This window comes from Brachybacterium aquaticum (assembly GCF_014204755.1).
Classification (GTDB): Bacteria; Actinomycetota; Actinomycetes; order Actinomycetales; family Dermabacteraceae; genus Brachybacterium; species Brachybacterium aquaticum.
Genome location: NZ_JACHLZ010000001.1, coordinates 409088 through 425221 on the forward strand (window position 1 = coordinate 409088; position 16134 = coordinate 425221).

Sequence of the window (16134 nt, forward strand, 5' to 3'; positions counted from 1 at the left end):
TGCGGGGCTAGATCGCGGTGCCGGCCTGGGAGGTGAACGCGAGCGTCGCGTGGTCAATGGGCAGCCCGAGCGAAGCAAGCTTCTCTCGCTCGGAGGTGCGGTGCCGGATGAGTGCGTCGATGCAGAATCCGGGGAGCACGACACGACGCCGGGAGGTGTCCGTCTTGGGACTCTTCAGCCGCAGCTCGCCCCGCGACCGCTGGAGAGACTGCACGACGTTGAGGTAGCCGTTGTCGAGGTCGATGTCTCCCCAGCGCAGTCCCAGCGCCTCGCCGCGACGAAGGCCGAGACCCACGTACAGCGTCCACAGCGCCTCCCAGGACGTTCCCTGCGCGGTCTTGAGGAGGGTGCGGGCTTCGTCGGGGGTCAGCGGCTCGACGTTCTGCTTCGGAGGTGTGGGCACCACGACGAGCTTCGCGACATTTCGGGGCACCAGATCCTCGCGCATCGCGTGCTGGAGCGCCGACCGCAGGATGGCGTGCATCTGCTTGACGGTGGCGGGGCTCTTTCCTTCGCGAGCTTTGATCGCGAGGAATGCGCGGACATCCGCCGCCGTGAGCTGGCCGAGCCGCTTCGCCCCCAGCACGGGGACCAGGTGATTGCGGATGTACCCCTCGTAGGTCTGGTAGGTCGCAGGGCTCAGCCGCGCCTCTTGGACGTCGCGCATCCAGGTCTCGAGGAACGCCTTGACGGTAAGTCGGCCTGGAGTGGCGGCGATGCCGGCTCGAGACTTCTCCTGAAGCGCGGCGAGCTTGTCGTAGGCCTCCTTCCGAGTCTTTCCGTAGACGGCCTTGCGCTTGCGCGTGCCCTCCGGGGTGAGGACATAGGCAGCACCCGTCCACCGACCATCCTGGCGACGGTAGACGCTGCCCTCCCCTTTCGAGCGGCTCATGCCACGACGGGGGCCGGCTCGAGGTTCTCGACGTACGCGAGAAGATCAGCGGCCTTGATCAGTCGGGAGCGGCCGAGCTTGACGCTGGGCAGCTCACCGCAGCGCATCAGGTCGTACACCCGGGTCTTCGAGACGCTGAGCCGATCAGCGACCTCCTCAGCGGTGAAGCAGAGCTTGTCCATGGTTCTTTCCTTTCTCGTGGGGTTGGCGTGCAGTGCGTCGGGCGTCCTTCCACTCGCGTGCTGCATCAGCGGCGGAGCGGGCGAGTTCGGCGTCACCGGGGGTGAGCCAGCCCTGTCCGACGAAGCGGAACTCGTTGAGCACGACGATGTGCTCGGCGACGTCGAGGGGCTCGTCTGCCGACGAAGGATCCTCGTGCGTCTCGAGCTGCTCGCGGTCGCGGTGGTACTTGCGCCGTGCATCGCGGAGCGTGCCGAGGGTGGTCGAGAACCGCCGGGACTTGCTGGCGAAGTGTCCGCGGAAGCCGAGGGCGTCGGCCCACTTGCCGAGAAGCGCGTACGGACTGGAGAACCCCTCGTGCAGTAGCGCGCGACCGCACAGCTCGAGGCAGGTCTCTCGGAGCTGCTTCAGGTGGCGATTCGGAGTGCCGTCGACAGCGACATCACCGGCTGCCTTCGTCGCGTACTTGGCGAGGTAGGCCGACACCATCTCGGGGGAGACGTCGCCGTCATCCTCGGAGTGGCGTTGGACGGGCCGAGCGTCGACCTGGCGACCGAAGCGGAGCACGCGGGCGGAGTCGTAGGCGTCGACCGGGGCAGCATCGATCTCGATGTCGCGGGCGGCCTCGAGACACCGCTCGGCGAGCCACGATGCAGGCACGTCGACAGCCGGGGAGGGGTAGGGGTCGTCGTCCGACGGGGCACCGTCGAGGCGCACGAGCGCGTGCAGGTGAATCGCGCCGCGCTTCTGATACTCGCCGACCTTGGCGAACTGCACGCGGAGGAGGTCCCGCGAGGCCTTCTCGCTCATGCCGAGGTGTGCGGCGACAAGGCGGCGCAGGCGGATCGTGAACCTCCTCCACAGTTCGGGGCAGTGCCACTGCCAGATCGCCTGGCCCTCGTAGTCGTAGCAGTCCGGGCACAGCGCCTGACCGACCCGAGAATCGTCGGCGTCGTGGTGCTCAGTGCATCGACGAGGGCGACCGTGCTCGCACAGTCCCGGCGCCGCGTTCACGGTGCACGGCCGAGGCTGGGCACCGGGACGAGTCGAGGAGTGCACGGTGCCGAACGAGGGAGCGGTCAGCGTGAGGAACACCAGCGGGTGCGTGGAGACGCTCTCCGGGACCCCCTTGTCCCCACCGGAGACCCCTGCGGAGAGGAGGTGCCACATGTCGCCCTGGTACTCATGGGAGCACGAGGGGCAGCGCGAGGCACGGCGATTGCCGCAGCGGACGTAGAGGACGCTGTCGGGCAGGTTACGACTGTCGAAGGTGCTCAGGTGCTGCCCGGACCTGCGATCAAAGGTGCGTGCCTGTCCGAAGAGGCGGACGGGGCGGGAGCAGAATCCCGTCGAGGCGACCTGCTTGGACCAGTCCTCGAAGCCGTCGGAGAGCATTGGCGTGAGCGCGGTGGGCTCGTCCACGTCGAGGGAGTAGAGATCGCCTGCGCTCACGATGCCGTTCCTTCCGTGTCGGGCTTGGTCCGGGTGCGTGCCCGAGAGCTGCGCGGCTTCTCCGTCGGCTCCGGGATCACCACGGGGATCGTCGACGGGGCGGGGAACCGCTCGGCCGCAGCCCGGATCAGGTCGTCATCGACGAAGGCAGCGCGCACGCGGACCGGTTCGGAGCCGTCCTCGGGAACCACGTAACCGATGCCCGGTGAAGCGACCGGGATCTTGTGGCAGAGGGCTCCCGAGGCGATAGCGCCGTCACCGAGGACCATGGAGGTCTCCTCACGGTCCCGCAGCCGAAGCCCGACCATCTGGGTGAACAGGCCGCGGTTCGGGATCGTCTCCTTCCGGGGGTCCTGGAGGCAGGCAACCACGGTGAAGCCGACGGCACGGCCCTGGGAGCAGAGCAGTGACATCGCGGTGCGGGCGCGGTTCTTGAGATCGCGATCCTCGATGTACGACGTGAGCGCGGCGACCTCGTCGATCAGGACGACGATCAGTGGCTCATCGGCACTCGCGGTGTGCTGGCGGGTGTTCCCAGCCATTCGTTCGAGGCGAGCGCTCATCGCCTTGACGGCGTCCTCGAGGACCACCACGGCTTCCGCGGGAGTGACGGCGTAGCGGGTGAACAGGTCTTTGCCCATGCCCAGCTCCACGCCGCCCTTGAGGTCGATCCCGTGCACCTGCGCTTCACCGCGTGCGATGGCGGGAGCGAGACCGATGGTGACGCCCCAGACGAGCGATGCCTTGCCGGAGCCGGAGGAGCCGGCGACGAGGGTGTGAGTGCCCGCGATGCGGAGCCACCAGTCATCGTCCGTCGTGTCGATCCCCATCCACACCGAGCGGCCGTCCCACGGCTCTCCTGCGTCGGGGAGCCCACGGATCACGGTATCGGCGAGGGCATCGCCGAAGCTGAAGGTGAGGGTGGGGGAGAGGTCTCCGGTCACGCGGAGGTGCGTTGCGCCGACGGTGGTTCGCAGTCGATCGGCGACGCTCTGAAAGTCCTCGACGGTCTGTCCGGTGAGGAGTGAGGGAGCGAGAACGAGTTCGTTGCGATCCCAGTGCTTGCTGGCGATCGAGGGAACCCGTGTGTGCTTCTCTCCCGCACGATCGATGACGACCGTGGAGAGCCCGCACTCTTCCATCAGCAGCGGCCAGGTCTCGAGCAGATCCAGCCAGAGCTCCCGGCGCGCGAGCGGGCGGGAGATGGCCCGAAAGTAGGTGTCGGGGTAGAAGCGTGCCCAGAGTGCGAAGTACAGCGCGATGGCTCCGACGATGGCGAAGGGCTTCCAGCTACCCAGGAGGTCGGCCGAAAGCCAGGTGAACATCGCGACGACGAACCAGAACCGGTGGAACCAGCGCACGTGACCCCACAGGGCCGAAGTGATCCACCGCAGCTCGGCGAGGCCGAAGCGGAAGGCGAGGGAGGCGGTGTGCATTGCTCACGCACCTCCGAACGCCAGCTGCCAGCCGAGCGGGATGACCTGCCAGAGCAGGATCCCGAACGCTGCGACGTTGAGCAGGCGCATCGCCTTCCGCTCCATGATCACGCCGCCTCGGTGCTCGAGGTGCGGGCGGAAGCCTTGGCCTCGGCGAAGCCCGTGGCCCTCAGCGAGTACGCGATCTTCGGGAAGTTCCCGTTGGTGTCGACGTACGGCGTGAGGGTGAGCCCCTCAAAGGCCACGGCGCGGAAGGGGCCGGTGGTCGGGCCCTTGGGCGGCACCGGCTGGTGGTCGGAGGAGACCTTCACGGTCACCTCGGCCTGTCCCTTCCGGCTCTCCGGGTCGGGATCGAGCACACGGACCTGCCAGACACGCTGTCCCGAGATCTTGTCTCGCAACTGGGGGTCGACCTCGCCAGCCCTCTTCCTGTCGAAGTCATCGGCGGCGATGACCTCACCGATCATGTACGCACCCTGGGGGAACACGTCCTCCATCTGGACGGGGAACCGGGTCTGGACTGCCATGTTTACGCCTAGTGGTTGAGATACACGAGCTCCTATCCCTAGTGGTAGGCCTCGGGTTGAGCGTTGCATGGGTGGCGCGGCATGTCAACTAGGGATAGGCTTCAGAGCCCAACTACAACTAGGTGAGGTCCCATGGTTGCCAGGTATGTGCAGATCGCCGACGAACTGCGCGCTCGGATCGACGGCGGGGAGTACGCCGAGCAGTCGTCGCTGCCCAAGCAGGCTGACCTCGCACGTGACTTCGATGTCAACGTGAATACCGTTGCCGCCGCGTTGAAGCTTCTTGAGCGAGAGGGCAGAGTCCAATCGCGACGCAGCCGCGGAACGGTCGTCCTTCCGAGGATTCCCCTCCAGAAGGTCGGATCTGCGACGTACCACCCGAGCAAGTGGACGTCCCCGCGCCCTCGAACGGGGAGTGGGGAGGCCGGGCCTTCATCGGCTTCGGATTCCTCTGAGCTGACAACGGTGGGGGTTGCTCCCGCGGACGAAGAGATGGCAGAGCGGCTGAACGTCGTGCCGGGCGATGACCTCGTCTGCCGCACGAGCGTGGTCCGCGACGCCGACGGAACCGTCTCCCAGATCGTCAGGAAGTACTACGCATACGCGGTTGCGAAGGGGACCCTGCTCATGAGCGAGGAGTCTGGTCCGGCGAACAGGTGGAGAGAGTTCCAGATCCTCACTGATGTCGGGCTGGAGCCCGCGACTGTCGACGAGCGGTTGCATGCGCGACTCCCGGATGCGGGCGAGCTCGGCGCGCTCGGGGTCTCTGTCGGAGAGCCGGTCGTCGAAACCAGGCGGAGGGTCTACGCGGCCTCGTCCACGCCTGTCGAGTACTCGACAGGTCTGTATAGAGCGAGCAGATTCCAGTGGAACTACACGTTCGATCTCTCTGCGGGGGATGACCAGGAATGATCAGAAGCATCGGTGAGCACCGGCGACGACAGGAGAACTCGAGGGGCGACGTGAGGGCGACTCCCGGAGAGCCGATCGGCATCTTCTGTGCCGTCACGACCCGAGACGGCCACGCGCTCGAACGAGATGGGGAATGCGTGTACGCCATGAACGACGTGCCGGGCGGCGATACGAGCACGGTCGTCATCGAAGTCATGTTCGCGGACGGAACGTGGTTGCTGTGCGATGCAGACGAGCTCGTTACGAAGTAGAAGCCCTGGCAGCATGGTGTCATGCGTTACACATGGTGGCTGACCCGGCCGAAGCGATCACTTGCACCTGTTCCGCTGGTCCTCGCCGCCATGACAAAAGGCGCAGGAGGGATGAACTGGGGCGCGGGTCGGAGGGAGACCGGCCTGGCCGTAGAAGCCATGCTCGAGAGCGCTGGTCTGAAGCGAACCGGTGATCGTCGTGATCAGGGGGCCGGCGGAGCACGAACGTACCGCGCTTGGCTGAAGTCCCTGGGGCTGATCTTCATGCGCGACGACACCATGCATCTGACTTGGGCCGGGCAGGGGCTGGTGGAGGGTGAGGCGCCCCTGCCGATCCTCACCAAGCAGGTGCTGAACTATCAGTTCCCGTCGGCATTCACTGCGAAGGGCGCATCGGCGGTGAGTGGAAACTTCAAGGTTCGTCCGTTCATTTTTTTGCTTCAGCTGCTTAGGGATCCACGACTCGGAGGTCGACTCGTCGAAAAGGATGAAGTTGCCAAACTAGCAGTCTGCTATGGCACGTCAAATTCTCCATCTGTGGTGGATGATGTTGTGGAGCGCATCCTTTCGTATCGCCGCACCGGCATTGAGTCCCTAGACCCTGATTTTCTAGATAAGTTCCGTTCCACGCGTAGCAAGGAAGCCACGCTTGAGCAGCTCTTCGGAAATCTAGGGGACATCGCTAATACTGCCGGGAACTGGCTCGGGTACACACAGCTCATCTCTCGCATTGACGGGGAGTGGGAGATCGTCTCGGGGGCCGAGGAGGAAGTCGATCACCTCATCGAGCAGGCGTTGGCCACTCCCTTGATCAAAGACTGGGACAACGAGGAGAAGTTCCAGCGAAGGTACGGGCTGAAGCCAGGCCAGGCCAAGGACACTCGGAGCTTGACTGATGCACAGTCGGTCACCGCGACGTCGCTGGAGCAGCGGAGCATCGAAATCGCCTTCCAGGCGCTGGCAGCGACACGGCTCATCGATGCGATCAGCCAGGATGTCGTCAACGAGATCTCAGAAGGCACCGGCGCACCTGTAGCGCGAGTTGATTGGGTCCTCGCGCAGAAGTATCCCAGTGGTGCAGTGGATGGCTTCATGAACTCGTACGCGCAGATGGCGTTCGAATCGCGCGAGAAAGCTACGGATTTCGAGAAAGCTACGACGTCAATCTTCAGGGATGTCTTCGGGTTCGAGGCTAGGCATATTGGGGCCTACAGCGAAAGGCCTGACGTTGTGATCAGTTCGCATGAAGCTGGCTACGGAGCGATACTGGACTCGAAGGCGTACAAGAAGGGCTACTCTCTGGGTGTGTCTCAGCGTAATAGGATGCGTGACTACATCTCGAATTTCGAAGAGTATGCGCTTGACTCGAATCCGCTCGCATTCTTTGCCTACGTTGTTTCTGAGTACAAATCCAACGTCGAGTCGCAACTGCGTGACGTTGCCGAGGAGAACGGCGTGAATGGCGCCGCTATCACCGCTCGAGATATCATCAGAATGGTGCGGAGGCACCGAGATAGGCCATATAGCCACGAAGAGATCAGGGCGATCTTCAGCGGCAACCGGCCGGTCGTCCTCTCTGACCTCCAGGACCTCTCGGAGGGCGCGTTCCGGTAGGAAGCGCCCTGTCCACGGCGCTTCCTTTGCAGCCTAGTCGATGGTGGGGAAGGACGAGTCCACGGACTCGTACTCCTCGCCGGCAAAGCTCTTCAGGATCGCTTCGAAGATGATCTGAGCTCCACGCACAGGCACAGCCATTCCGACCTGCTTCCGCACGGACTCCTTGGACCCTTCAAATGCGAAGTCGTCAGGGAAGGTCTGCAGCCGAGCTCGCTCACGGTTCGTCAGAGCTCGAGGCTCCTCCCAGTGGTAGACGTGCGTTCCACCGCCGCCCGAGCCTGTGATCGTGTAGGAAGGCTTGGAAGGGTGGAGACGCTTGTAGATCTGAGAGATCTTCGTAGCAGTCTTGATCTGGAGGTGCTCGGGAAGGTCTGCGGTGAAGGCCGACTCTCCTGCGCCGATCAGTTCCAGACGCTCGACCACGCGCGCCGACTGGCGAGTGCGCTCCTGATTCAATGCATCTTCGGGGATCGGCGGGACGGTGAGCGCCGTTCGAGAGCTCACGTCGGCGTTTGCGTACGGCTCCGGGCTGGGGACCTTGAACGTGACGTCGAGGTCGTCTCGGATGCCGACGATGATGATCCGGTGGCGCGCCTGGGGAATGCCGTACTTCTCGAAGCGATAGAGGTGCGGCACCAGTCGGTACCCCGCGCTGCGCATGTCAATGAGGATCTGCTTCAGGGCCGCGCCACCCTTGTTCGAGGTGAGGCCACCGACGTTCTCTGCGAGGAACCACATCGGCCGGAACCTCTGAAGTGCCTTGATGCCGTAGGTGTAGAGAGGGCCGTACTCGCCGTCAAACCCCTTCCTTTCACCTACGACGGAGAAATCATTACAAGGGAATCCGAAGGCGAGGCCGTCGATGTCACCCGCATCAGCGAGCTTCTCGTAGTCAAGGGTGCGAACATCGCCATGGAAGACGGAGGGGGAGTCGATGTCTTCCGCGACGTTCCGCGCGTAGGTGCGGCACGTGTCCGCGTCGAAGTCGTTGGCCCACTGGTGGACGATCTTGTAGTTCGAGTCGTTGATGCTGGCAAGCTTCGCCCCCATGCCGATGCCCCCCGGCCCGGAGAACAGCTCCCCGAGTCGGAACACCGTTCGGTCCCGATCTTCAGCAGTGAGCTTGCCTGGAGTCGCGTCGGCTTCCACCTCGGTGTTGGCGGCCTCCAGGGCTGCTGCCGCTGCGACATCCAGTTCACGCTGCTCAGCGCGATCGTCCGCGATGGTAGTCATCTATGCGATTCCCTCTACTCCGTTGGTCCGAGCCCTCGGTGCCCTGGCCGGCTCGCAAGGGTCCCAGACGTTGTGTGCACAGCAGCTTAACGCGCACGTCAGACAAGTCAACACGCCGCCACCGATACGTACGGACCTCTCGAGGTCGCGCCTTAGCTGGCCGCGGCCGGATGCCGTAGCACTACAGTGGATGTCATGGCTGGCTCGCCCGCGCATCCGCGTCCTGCAAGCGAGCAGGCGTGTCGAACCATGGTAGCCAACCGGCGACGCGACACGGCGATTGAGGTTGCGGTACGTCGTCGACTCCACAGGGCCGGTCTCAGGTACCGAGTGGACTACGCACCGGACCCTTCTCAGCGCCGCCGTCGCGCCGACATCGTGTTCCCCAAGCTCAGGATCGCGGTCTACATCGACGGGTGCTTCTGGCACGGATGCCCAGAGCACTACACCCCGCCGAAGTCCAACACCGAGTACTGGCAGCCCAAGATCGTGAGGAACAGGGCGCGAGACGCAGAGACCAATGGGAGTCTCCGTTCGCTCGGGTGGACCGTGCTTCGGTACTGGGAGCACGAAGGGGCCGATGCGATCGCTGGGGCAGTCGCGGACGTGGTGCGGCGGCAGTCGGGGTGAGGCGTCCAAATACCAAGCCTGGCGGCAGCGTGAGCCGAGTCGTGAGTGCTTTCCCTACTCCTTCAAGGCGCGCTTCGCGCGCCCGATCGATGCGTGTCCTCGCTTCGCTCCGGGCCACACGCTCGGACGCACCAAGCGCGCCTGGCATGGCTGTGACAAGATGACGACCATAAACTCGTGAACCTCAGTGAGGAGACGATTCGATTGTCCATATTCAACCGTTTAGCGTTGCCTCCTGACCCCAAAACGGCGGCAGAGTTCGCTGACCTTCGCGTAACTGGACGAACTACGGTAGGTAGAACGTACACCCTTCCGTTTGGCTCATCTGCAGATAGGGGTGCGCGCACAAGGGATGTCTGGCAGGTGATTGCCGATAGTGACGGTCTGACATCCGATACTGGGCCGGAATTGTCAGGAGAGGAACATATTGTGTACGAAAGCAAAACGGGCAGGGTTCAAGTGAAGCTCCGCCTTGTGCGCGATAAGGGTCGTGTTCGTGAGATTCGATTTGAGCGCATAACGAAGCTCAAAGGCAAGGATCCTGAGCTAGAGAATGTACTTATTTTAAATGGGGAGGGTGCCGAGAACTTGCTCCGCGCATGCCTTGTTGCAGCGAACGTCGAGATCGAGGACGAGGATACCCTCAAGGTTTCCAAGGATCTGTTGGAGCTTGTTCTTCGAGATTCTGATGCTTTAGATCGGATATATGAACAGGATTCACGCAGTTTGCGTGCCCTTGTTGAAAATGATGTTACTGCCGACGACATCATTGCCGTGTCGGCTAAGCGTGAGACGCTTCGTGATTTTGAGGGGATGCTTGATGCTGGGGGGTACGGAGAGTCTGATTGGCAAGAGTTCTTCGAGGATAACCCGTGGCTTCTGGGTGTTGGGCTTTCGAGCCACCTGTTCGTTTCTTACAGTGACGAGAAGCTCGAGCGTTATGTTGCTGGGGCCTCTGAGTTCTCCGATGGGAAGCGCGTCGACGCACTGTTGACAACTAGTGGAATCATCCGATCGGTTGTTTTGGCTGAGATTAAGAAGCCCGATGATCCTTTGGTTAAGAGTGGTGTCTACAGGTCTGGTGTATTCGGGCCTTCGAATGATCTCGCTGGGGGTATTTCTCAGGTGCTACAAACCGTTGAACGTGCGCGTGAGACCGTAGGCAGGTCGGCGCCAATCAAAGATGCTGAAGGGTACGAGACGGGAGAGAAGGTTCTTCTTGCCGACCCTAGAGCCTATTTGGTTATCGGCTCGCACGATTCTCTGCGCAGGAATGGTATGGTTCATGAAGATAGGGCCCGAAGCTTCGAGTTATTCCGAAGGACAGTTCGGCAGCCTGAGATTCTTACATACGACGAAGTTCTCGCTCGCGCTAAATGGGCGGTGGAGCGTGCGGCCACAGGGGTCAGCGCTGACGGCGACAGTTGAAGTTCCTGGTCTGACAGCAACGCTGACAGCAACGCAGTGGCGGATGGGTGGATAGAAGAAGCAGGCTGTGCGTGATGACCTGCTCTAGCTTGCCCTGCGCTCCTTGCTCCGACGGACCTTTAATCCGCGGGTCGAGGGTTCGATCCCCTCCGGGCCCACCGAGGTGCTGGGTCGCGTTATCTGCACTGGGAGCTTCCCCGCCGCCCTTCACTGTGTAAAGCACCGGCAGCCGCGTGCGGCCTTTGCCCCCAAAGTCGAGTCGGGTCGGGCTCGCGGAGACGAGACCGGGGTCGGATGACGATGAAGTTGGTGGACACCGTGCCGCCTGCTTAGCGAACCTTGCCGGGTCTTCGGTCCTCCACACCCGGCAAGGGCACGGCTCCTCAGCGACGAGTTGGCGAAGAAGCTGCTGTGGCAACCTTGTAGACACAGCCTCGTGGACATGCGCAGGGGGCGTGGTCGACCGGGGAAGGCGGCTATGACGGATCTTTGGGCCTACGTTCAGGAGGGCCACCGGTCATTCGGGCAGCCTCAGTCCTGGTCAGCGGACAAGCGCGGTGTGGGTGGGGAGCTCCTGATCGCCGATCTTCTGGCTGCGACAGTCAATGCGCGTCCAGGCGGGTCTGCGCTCTTCCTCGGCATCGATCTTGGCGCACCCGGCAAGGTCTACCCTCACGTTGAGGAGGATGAGAGATGCGAGATTGTCGGGTTCGGCGGGGATATCGACATCGCCCTCTTCCTTCGGGAGTACCAGCAAGAATCCACTAAATACGAGTCGAGTCGGCGTGGACTCTCCCAGGACCATTTGGTTCTGATCGATTCAAAGCAGTATTCGAAGGACTGGGACCGTTCAGCGCAGTACCGGAAAGCTGAGAGTGTGCTTGCTTGGCTGCGTGAGACTTTTTCGCATCCGCGGCTCCTGGGTCTTGGGAGTGATGTTTCCAGCCTCCAGCTTTCCTACCACTTCGCCCATACCGGAACCTGGGTGCCCGAATCCTGGCTTCGCACAGTAGGTGGGGGGGAGAGAAGAGCTTGTTAGTCCCAACTATCAATGGTGGAACGCGTCGAAGGACCTGGTGCTGGAGAGTCCAGTGGAGGTACTTCTCGGACAACTGGCTGTGCTGCTGACGTTCGCAAACCCGGAGTATCGCCATTGGGTCCCGAACGCACTGTGGAGCATGCTCGCCCCAGGTGATCGGGCGCCATACAGCCCAAGCTAGCCAAACGATCAAATACGTCGTGTAGTTGAAGGTGTCGAACAGGATCAGTTCTTCCACGGTGTTCAAGACTCTACGACGAAGGAGTTCCGACATGGTCGACGATCTGGTCAGAGGCTGTGCGGCGCCCGCGCTGACTGAGGAACTGGTTTATTTTCTGATGGGCGAATTGGCGGCTCTCCGCCCCCTCTTCCACTCCGAGGCGGACTTCCAGCACTCCTTCGCCGCACGGCGCTCACGGGCAACCGGCCGTGGAAGGGTGATGCGAACTCGCCCCTTGCCCGTACGCTCCACGGCGACTACACGATGGCCTGGCAGCCGTACTCGGAACTCCCCGAGCCGGACGAGCCGCCGCCGACAGGACGCACGCTGAAGTACCTCGTCATCCCCGTCCACAACGCCCCTACCCCCGCCCCCGCTGTCCCGCCCCACCGATAGTCTCGATCCTGGGTGCGCACCTCAGTGCGCACGGGGGACCACGCATGAGGGGCGCAGATGTCGGACCAGAACCACCCGTACGGCCAGGGCCAGGGCCATGTCGGGGGACCGGGCAGCCCCGGGCCCTACCCCGGCGCCCAGTCCGGGAACCAGCCCGGCCCCCAGTGGGTCCCCGCCTCGTCGGCCCCCTCGGGCCCCCAGATCCCGTCGGCCGCCCAGCCCCCGTCTGCCGCGCCCGCCCCGGCGGGACCCGCCGCCGCGCAGCTCGCGCCCACGCTGACGAAGCTCGGCCTCGGCAATCCGCTGCCCACCTTCGTCGTCGGTGCGCTCGCCTACATCGCGGCGATCCTCGCCTCGCTCCTCGTGATCGCCTCGATCGTCCTCGCCGTGCTGGTCGGCGGGCTGGGTGACGCCACCGGTGGGGCGACCGACCCCCTCGCTCTCGGCTTCCCGTCCACCGGCTCCGGCGGTGGCGACACGGAGGGCCTCGGCGGCTCGCTTCTGGCGCTGATCGGCATGCCGTTCCAGCTGGTGGCGCTTGCGACCTTCGGCTCCTATGACCTCGAGATGGAGCTCGGCTTCTTCGGCAGCCTGTCGGCGAGCTGGCGCGGATTGCCGCTGCTGATCACCGTGGTCATGGCCGGCGTCGGCTTCCTCGGTGCGCGCCTCGCCCAGCGCCGCTGGGGCTCCAACGGGCCGCTAGGCGCCGTGCTGTGGACGGGCATCTCGGGCCTCGCCGTCGCGATCTTCGCCCTGATCGTCACGCGCGTCACCGCCCTCTCGTTCACCGATGATGAGTTCGGCATGTCCATCTCGATGCACACCGCGGGCGCCGACATGTTCTTCGGAACCTGGGCGCTGATCGGACTGCCGATGCTCGCCGGCCACCTCGCCGGGATGGACAAGCCCGCCTGGTGGGAGCTGGTCTGCGACCTCACCGCGGGACTCCGCCTCGCCCTCGTCCACGCGCTCGCCTTCGCCCTCCCCGTCGGCACGTTCCTGGGGCTCGCCGGCGCGATCGCCCTGATCGCCGACGGGGACGGACAGACCGCGCTCACCGCCGCGCTCCTGCTGCCGGTCTGGGGACTCACCGGCCTCGCCGTCCTGCCCGGGCTCGGAATGCTCGTGGTGCCCCTGCACCTGAACGTGCGCGGCAACGCCCCCGAGCTCGGCCTCGACAGCCAGAACTCGTTCCTGTGGCTGTACGACCTGAACTGGTACGTGTGGATCCCGATCGTGCTGTTCGCCCTGGTCCTGCCGCTCGCGATCGCGCTGCTCTGGCACCGGGGCCGGGTGCTGTCCACGGGGAGCATCGTCGGCGCCATCGCCTCCTGGGTCGCGCTGCCGCTCGCCTACTTCGTCGGCGCGCTCGTGCTGCTGGCCCTGGTCGTGATGAACTTCAGGTTCGAGATGGGCTTCGTCGGCAACGTCGCCGGGTCCATCGGGATCTCGGCCTGGATGCTGCTGGTCGCGTTCGTGATCGGCGCCGGCATCGAGGTGATCGCCCGCTTCGGCGCCCCGTTCGTCGACCGGTTCGTGCCCGGGGTGCTCGTGAATTGGTTCCGCCGCTCCGAGCAGCGTCGCCGCGCCGCTGCGGCGCAGAGCACCGAGGCAGAGGGCAGGATGGCGGGATGAGCACGTCCGGCCCCACCGCCTACTTCGTCCCCGTCGGCCCCGACACCTACGCCCCCACCACGCACGTGGGCGGGGCCTGGAGCGAGGACGAGCTGCACGTCGCCCCCGTCGTCGGCCTGCTCGTGCACCACATGGACCGCTGGCGCGCCGCGCACTCCGATGCGGACAAGATCATCGGCCGCATCTCGCTGGACATCCTCGGCAAGCTCGCCCGTGAGGACATCCACCTGACCACCCGTCTGCTCCGCCCCGGCCGCACCATCGAGCTGCTCGAGACCACCGCCGTCATCGGCGGACGCACCACTCTCTCAGCCCGCGCCTGGGCCATGTCGCCCGTGGACACGAGCACGGTCGCCGCGACCGAGGCCGAACCCATGCCCGGTCCCGACGGCCTGCCTCCGAGGGACTTCACCGAGGTGTGGGACGGCGGGTTCATCCGCTCGATCACCGGCCGAGACGCCGGCACCCACCGCCCCGGCCGCGCCCGCACCTGGGTCACCACCGACCATCCGCTCCTCGAGGACGAGACCACGAGCAACCTCGCCCGCTTCGTGGCCCTCATCGACACCGCCAACGGCTCCGCCGTCCGCCACCCGCCGGAGGAGTGGATGTACCCGAACCTCGACCTCACCCTGCACTTCCACCGCCCGCCGACGGGGGCGTGGGTCGGCCTGGACACCTCCGTCTCCTTCGGGCCGACGGGGCAGGGGCTGACCAGCACGGTCCTGCATGACCAGAGCGGGCCCGTCGGCAGCGCCCAGCAGATCCTCACCGTCCGACCGCTCGGGGGCCAGGCATGAGCGCGGCGGCGGGCGCCGGCGCGGAGGCCGACGGGGACCCGCGCGAGATCCGCTTCGTCGTCATCGGCGACTCCTTCTCCGAGGGCGTCGGCGACGAGCTGCCCGACGGCACCGTGCGCGGCTGGGCGGACCTCTCCGCCCAGGGCTGGGCGAACGCGCTCGGCCGGCCGATCTCGTACGCGAACCTCGCCATCCGCGGACGCCTCGTCGGCCCTATCGTCGAGGAGCAGCTCGAGCCCGCGCTCGCGCTGCGCCCCACGCTGCTGTCCTTCGTGGGCGGCGGGAACGACATCCTCCGCCCCCGCACCACTATCGCCGACATCGCCGAGCGGTTCGCCCAGGTCCTCGCCCGCTGCGACGAGGAGGGCGTGCAGCTGCTGCTGCACTCGGTCGCGAACCCGTCGGCCGGACTGCCCATGCGCCGCATCATCGAGCGGCGCGGCGAGGAGCTCTCCGACGCGGTGCTGGAGCGCCTCGGCGACCGGCCCGACGTGCTGCGCTCCCTGAACTGGCCGGACACCGAACTCGCCGGCCCCGCCTACTGGGCCGAGGACCGCCTGCACCTGAACACCCGCGGCCACCACCGCGTCGCCGCCCGCGTGCTCGAGACCGTGGGCGTCGACGCGCCGAAGGAGTGGTGGTCCCTGCCCGAGGACGCCGCCCCCGCGCGGCTCAGCAACCGCGAGCACTTCCGCCGCCACGTCCAGCCCTGGATCCGCCGCCGCCTGCGCCGCGAATCCTCCGGGGATGGCCGCGCCGCGAAGTACCCGGAGTGGACCACCATCGCGCCGACGACGGCGCCGACGGAGGGGCGATGACCCCGCAGTCGCCGTCCAGCGCCCCGCCGCCCAGCGCCGCCGAGCGCGCCTACGAGGCGCTGCGCACCCGCATCCTCGACGGCGAGCTCGAGCCCGGCACCATGCTCGGCGAGACCCCGCTCGCGGCGGAGCTCGCGATGAGCCGCACCCCCGTGCGCTCCGCGCTCACCCGCCTGCAGGACGAGGGCTGGGTGACGATCTACCCCAAGCGCGGCGCCCTCGTGCGCGGCCTCGGACCTCGCGCGATCGCCGAGCTCGCCGAGGCGCGGGTGCTGCTGGAGACCGCGAGCATGCGACGGGCCTCCGGCGTTGCCCGCGCCGCGGCGGCTGAACGGCTCGAGGACCTGATCGCCGATCAGCGTGCGGCGCTCGCCGCCCGCGACCTCCCCACGCTGGTCCGCACCCTGCAGACCTTCCACCGGGTCTTCGTCGAGGCCGGCGACAGCCAGGTCCAGCTCGAGCTGTATGCGCGCCTCGCCGACCGGCACCGCTTCGCGCTCTCCTCCGAGGGGGAGGGGCTGTTCGCCCTCGGCGAGGAGGCGCTCGCCGAGCACACGCGCCTGCTCGAGACCTTCCGGGACGGCGACGAGTCGGCCTTCGAGGAGGTCCTGCGCGCCCACGTCGCCGAGAACGGGGCGCCGCGCGAGGCGACGTGAGTGCGGGGTGCT

The 16134-nt window shown here is 65.5% G+C and carries 16 protein-coding genes; 9 read left to right on the plus strand and 7 right to left on the minus strand.

The genetic code is table 11. From position 1 onward, the window contains the following. Positions 1–7: 7 nt before the first annotated feature. The 5 genes from HNR70_RS01755 to HNR70_RS01775 all read right to left on the minus strand — a co-directional run bounded on the left by HNR70_RS01755 (position 8) and on the right by HNR70_RS01775 (position 4487). The gene (locus tag HNR70_RS01755; protein ID WP_184324142.1) at positions 8–892 is read right to left on the minus strand and encodes a site-specific integrase; all 885 of its coding nucleotides are present in this window, start codon (positions 890–892) and stop codon (positions 8–10) included. Beyond that, positions 889–1074: a helix-turn-helix domain-containing protein gene (locus HNR70_RS01760; RefSeq protein WP_053917083.1), complete on the minus strand. Its 186-nt coding sequence runs from the start codon at positions 1072–1074 to the stop codon at positions 889–891. Before HNR70_RS01760 ends, HNR70_RS01755 begins: the two co-directional genes overlap by 4 nt. Then, positions 1049–2524, minus strand: coding sequence for a replication initiator (locus HNR70_RS01765; protein WP_184324143.1), 1476 nt, complete (start codon positions 2522–2524; stop codon positions 1049–1051). Before HNR70_RS01765 ends, HNR70_RS01760 begins: the two co-directional genes overlap by 26 nt. Then, positions 2521–3960 carry an FtsK/SpoIIIE domain-containing protein gene (locus HNR70_RS01770; RefSeq protein ID WP_184324144.1) on the minus strand — a complete coding sequence of 480 codons (1440 nt, stop codon included), beginning with the start codon at positions 3958–3960 and terminating at the stop codon, positions 2521–2523. Before HNR70_RS01770 ends, HNR70_RS01765 begins: the two co-directional genes overlap by 4 nt. 107 nt (positions 3961–4067) lie before the next feature. After that, positions 4068–4487, minus strand: coding sequence for a plasmid replication, integration and excision activator (locus HNR70_RS01775; RefSeq protein ID WP_184324145.1), 420 nt, complete (start codon positions 4485–4487; stop codon positions 4068–4070). Between the two features lie 132 nt (positions 4488–4619). Here HNR70_RS01775 and HNR70_RS01780 point away from each other — a divergent pair, with 132 nt between their 5' ends. Genes HNR70_RS01780 through HNR70_RS01790 form a run of 3 tightly spaced genes read left to right on the plus strand, consistent with a single transcriptional unit; the run spans position 4620 to position 7264 of the window. Continuing rightward, positions 4620–5399: a GntR family transcriptional regulator gene (locus HNR70_RS01780; protein WP_184324146.1), complete on the plus strand. Its 780-nt coding sequence runs from the start codon at positions 4620–4622 to the stop codon at positions 5397–5399. Continuing rightward, on the plus strand, positions 5396–5650 hold the full coding sequence (locus tag HNR70_RS01785; protein WP_184324147.1) for a hypothetical protein: 255 nt from the start codon (positions 5396–5398) through the stop codon (positions 5648–5650). The genes HNR70_RS01780 and HNR70_RS01785 overlap by 4 nt, the downstream gene beginning before the upstream one ends. A gap of 21 nt (positions 5651–5671) precedes the next feature. Further along, positions 5672–7264, plus strand: coding sequence for a restriction endonuclease FokI C-terminal domain-containing protein (locus tag HNR70_RS01790; RefSeq protein ID WP_184324148.1), 1593 nt, complete (start codon positions 5672–5674; stop codon positions 7262–7264). Positions 7265–7297: 33 nt separating this feature from the next. Here the strand turns inward: HNR70_RS01790 and HNR70_RS01795 are convergent, their stop codons facing one another. Next, positions 7298–8500: a DNA cytosine methyltransferase gene (locus HNR70_RS01795; RefSeq protein WP_184324149.1), complete on the minus strand. Its 1203-nt coding sequence runs from the start codon at positions 8498–8500 to the stop codon at positions 7298–7300. A 195-nt stretch (positions 8501–8695) separates the two neighbouring features. Between HNR70_RS01795 and HNR70_RS01800 the strand changes: the two genes are divergently transcribed. Together HNR70_RS01800 and HNR70_RS16360 are read left to right on the plus strand one after the other, a co-directional pair. Further along, a complete protein-coding gene (locus HNR70_RS01800) occupies positions 8696–9130 on the plus strand; it encodes a very short patch repair endonuclease (RefSeq protein WP_184324150.1) in 435 nt (144 codons plus the stop codon). A gap of 363 nt (positions 9131–9493) precedes the next feature. Beyond that, positions 9494–10558: a Shedu immune nuclease family protein gene (locus tag HNR70_RS16360; protein WP_184324151.1), complete on the plus strand. Its 1065-nt coding sequence runs from the start codon at positions 9494–9496 to the stop codon at positions 10556–10558. 541 nt (positions 10559–11099) lie between these two features. On the opposite strand, the gene HNR70_RS01810 is transcribed toward HNR70_RS16360, so the two are convergent. Next, positions 11100–11315 carry a hypothetical protein gene (locus tag HNR70_RS01810; protein WP_184324152.1) on the minus strand — a complete coding sequence of 72 codons (216 nt, stop codon included), beginning with the start codon at positions 11313–11315 and terminating at the stop codon, positions 11100–11102. 955 nt (positions 11316–12270) lie between these two features. Between HNR70_RS01810 and HNR70_RS01815 the strand changes: the two genes are divergently transcribed. The 4 genes from HNR70_RS01815 to HNR70_RS01830 are packed head-to-tail and all read left to right on the plus strand — an operon-like array spanning position 12271 to position 16122. Continuing rightward, a complete protein-coding gene (locus tag HNR70_RS01815) occupies positions 12271–13848 on the plus strand; it encodes a hypothetical protein (RefSeq protein WP_184324153.1) in 1578 nt (525 codons plus the stop codon). After that, entirely contained in the window at positions 13845–14648 is an 804-nt protein-coding gene (locus HNR70_RS01820; RefSeq protein ID WP_184324154.1) for a thioesterase family protein, read from the plus strand. The genes HNR70_RS01815 and HNR70_RS01820 overlap by 4 nt, the downstream gene beginning before the upstream one ends. Next, the gene (locus HNR70_RS01825) at positions 14645–15466 is read left to right on the plus strand and encodes an SGNH/GDSL hydrolase family protein (protein ID WP_184324155.1); all 822 of its coding nucleotides are present in this window, start codon (positions 14645–14647) and stop codon (positions 15464–15466) included. Before HNR70_RS01820 ends, HNR70_RS01825 begins: the two co-directional genes overlap by 4 nt. Next, positions 15463–16122, plus strand: a complete 660-nt coding sequence (locus tag HNR70_RS01830) for a GntR family transcriptional regulator (RefSeq protein WP_184324156.1) — start codon at positions 15463–15465, stop codon at positions 16120–16122. Before HNR70_RS01825 ends, HNR70_RS01830 begins: the two co-directional genes overlap by 4 nt. The last annotated feature ends 12 nt before the right edge of the window (positions 16123–16134 follow it).

Excerpts from the sequence above, each read along its gene's own strand:
- HNR70_RS01785 (WP_184324147.1), top strand. The coding sequence starts at position 5,396 with ATGATCAGAAGCATCGGTGAGCACCGGCGACGACAGGAGAACTCGAGG.
- HNR70_RS01755 (WP_184324142.1), bottom strand. The coding sequence starts at position 892 with ATGAGCCGCTCGAAAGGGGAGGGCAGCGTCTACCGTCGCCAGGATGGT.
- HNR70_RS01815 (WP_184324153.1), top strand. The coding sequence starts at position 12,271 with ATGTCGGACCAGAACCACCCGTACGGCCAGGGCCAGGGCCATGTCGGG.
- HNR70_RS01795 (WP_184324149.1), bottom strand. The coding sequence starts at position 8,500 with ATGACTACCATCGCGGACGATCGCGCTGAGCAGCGTGAACTGGATGTC.
- HNR70_RS01825 (WP_184324155.1), top strand. The coding sequence starts at position 14,645 with ATGAGCGCGGCGGCGGGCGCCGGCGCGGAGGCCGACGGGGACCCGCGC.
- HNR70_RS01775 (WP_184324145.1), bottom strand. The coding sequence starts at position 4,487 with ATGGCAGTCCAGACCCGGTTCCCCGTCCAGATGGAGGACGTGTTCCCC.
- HNR70_RS01780 (WP_184324146.1), top strand. The coding sequence starts at position 4,620 with ATGGTTGCCAGGTATGTGCAGATCGCCGACGAACTGCGCGCTCGGATC.
- HNR70_RS01830 (WP_184324156.1), top strand. The coding sequence starts at position 15,463 with ATGACCCCGCAGTCGCCGTCCAGCGCCCCGCCGCCCAGCGCCGCCGAG.
- HNR70_RS01800 (WP_184324150.1), top strand. The coding sequence starts at position 8,696 with ATGGCTGGCTCGCCCGCGCATCCGCGTCCTGCAAGCGAGCAGGCGTGT.
- HNR70_RS01790 (WP_184324148.1), top strand. The coding sequence starts at position 5,672 with ATGCGTTACACATGGTGGCTGACCCGGCCGAAGCGATCACTTGCACCT.
- HNR70_RS01820 (WP_184324154.1), top strand. The coding sequence starts at position 13,845 with ATGAGCACGTCCGGCCCCACCGCCTACTTCGTCCCCGTCGGCCCCGAC.
- HNR70_RS01770 (WP_184324144.1), bottom strand. The coding sequence starts at position 3,960 with ATGCACACCGCCTCCCTCGCCTTCCGCTTCGGCCTCGCCGAGCTGCGG.
- HNR70_RS01760 (WP_053917083.1), bottom strand. The coding sequence starts at position 1,074 with ATGGACAAGCTCTGCTTCACCGCTGAGGAGGTCGCTGATCGGCTCAGC.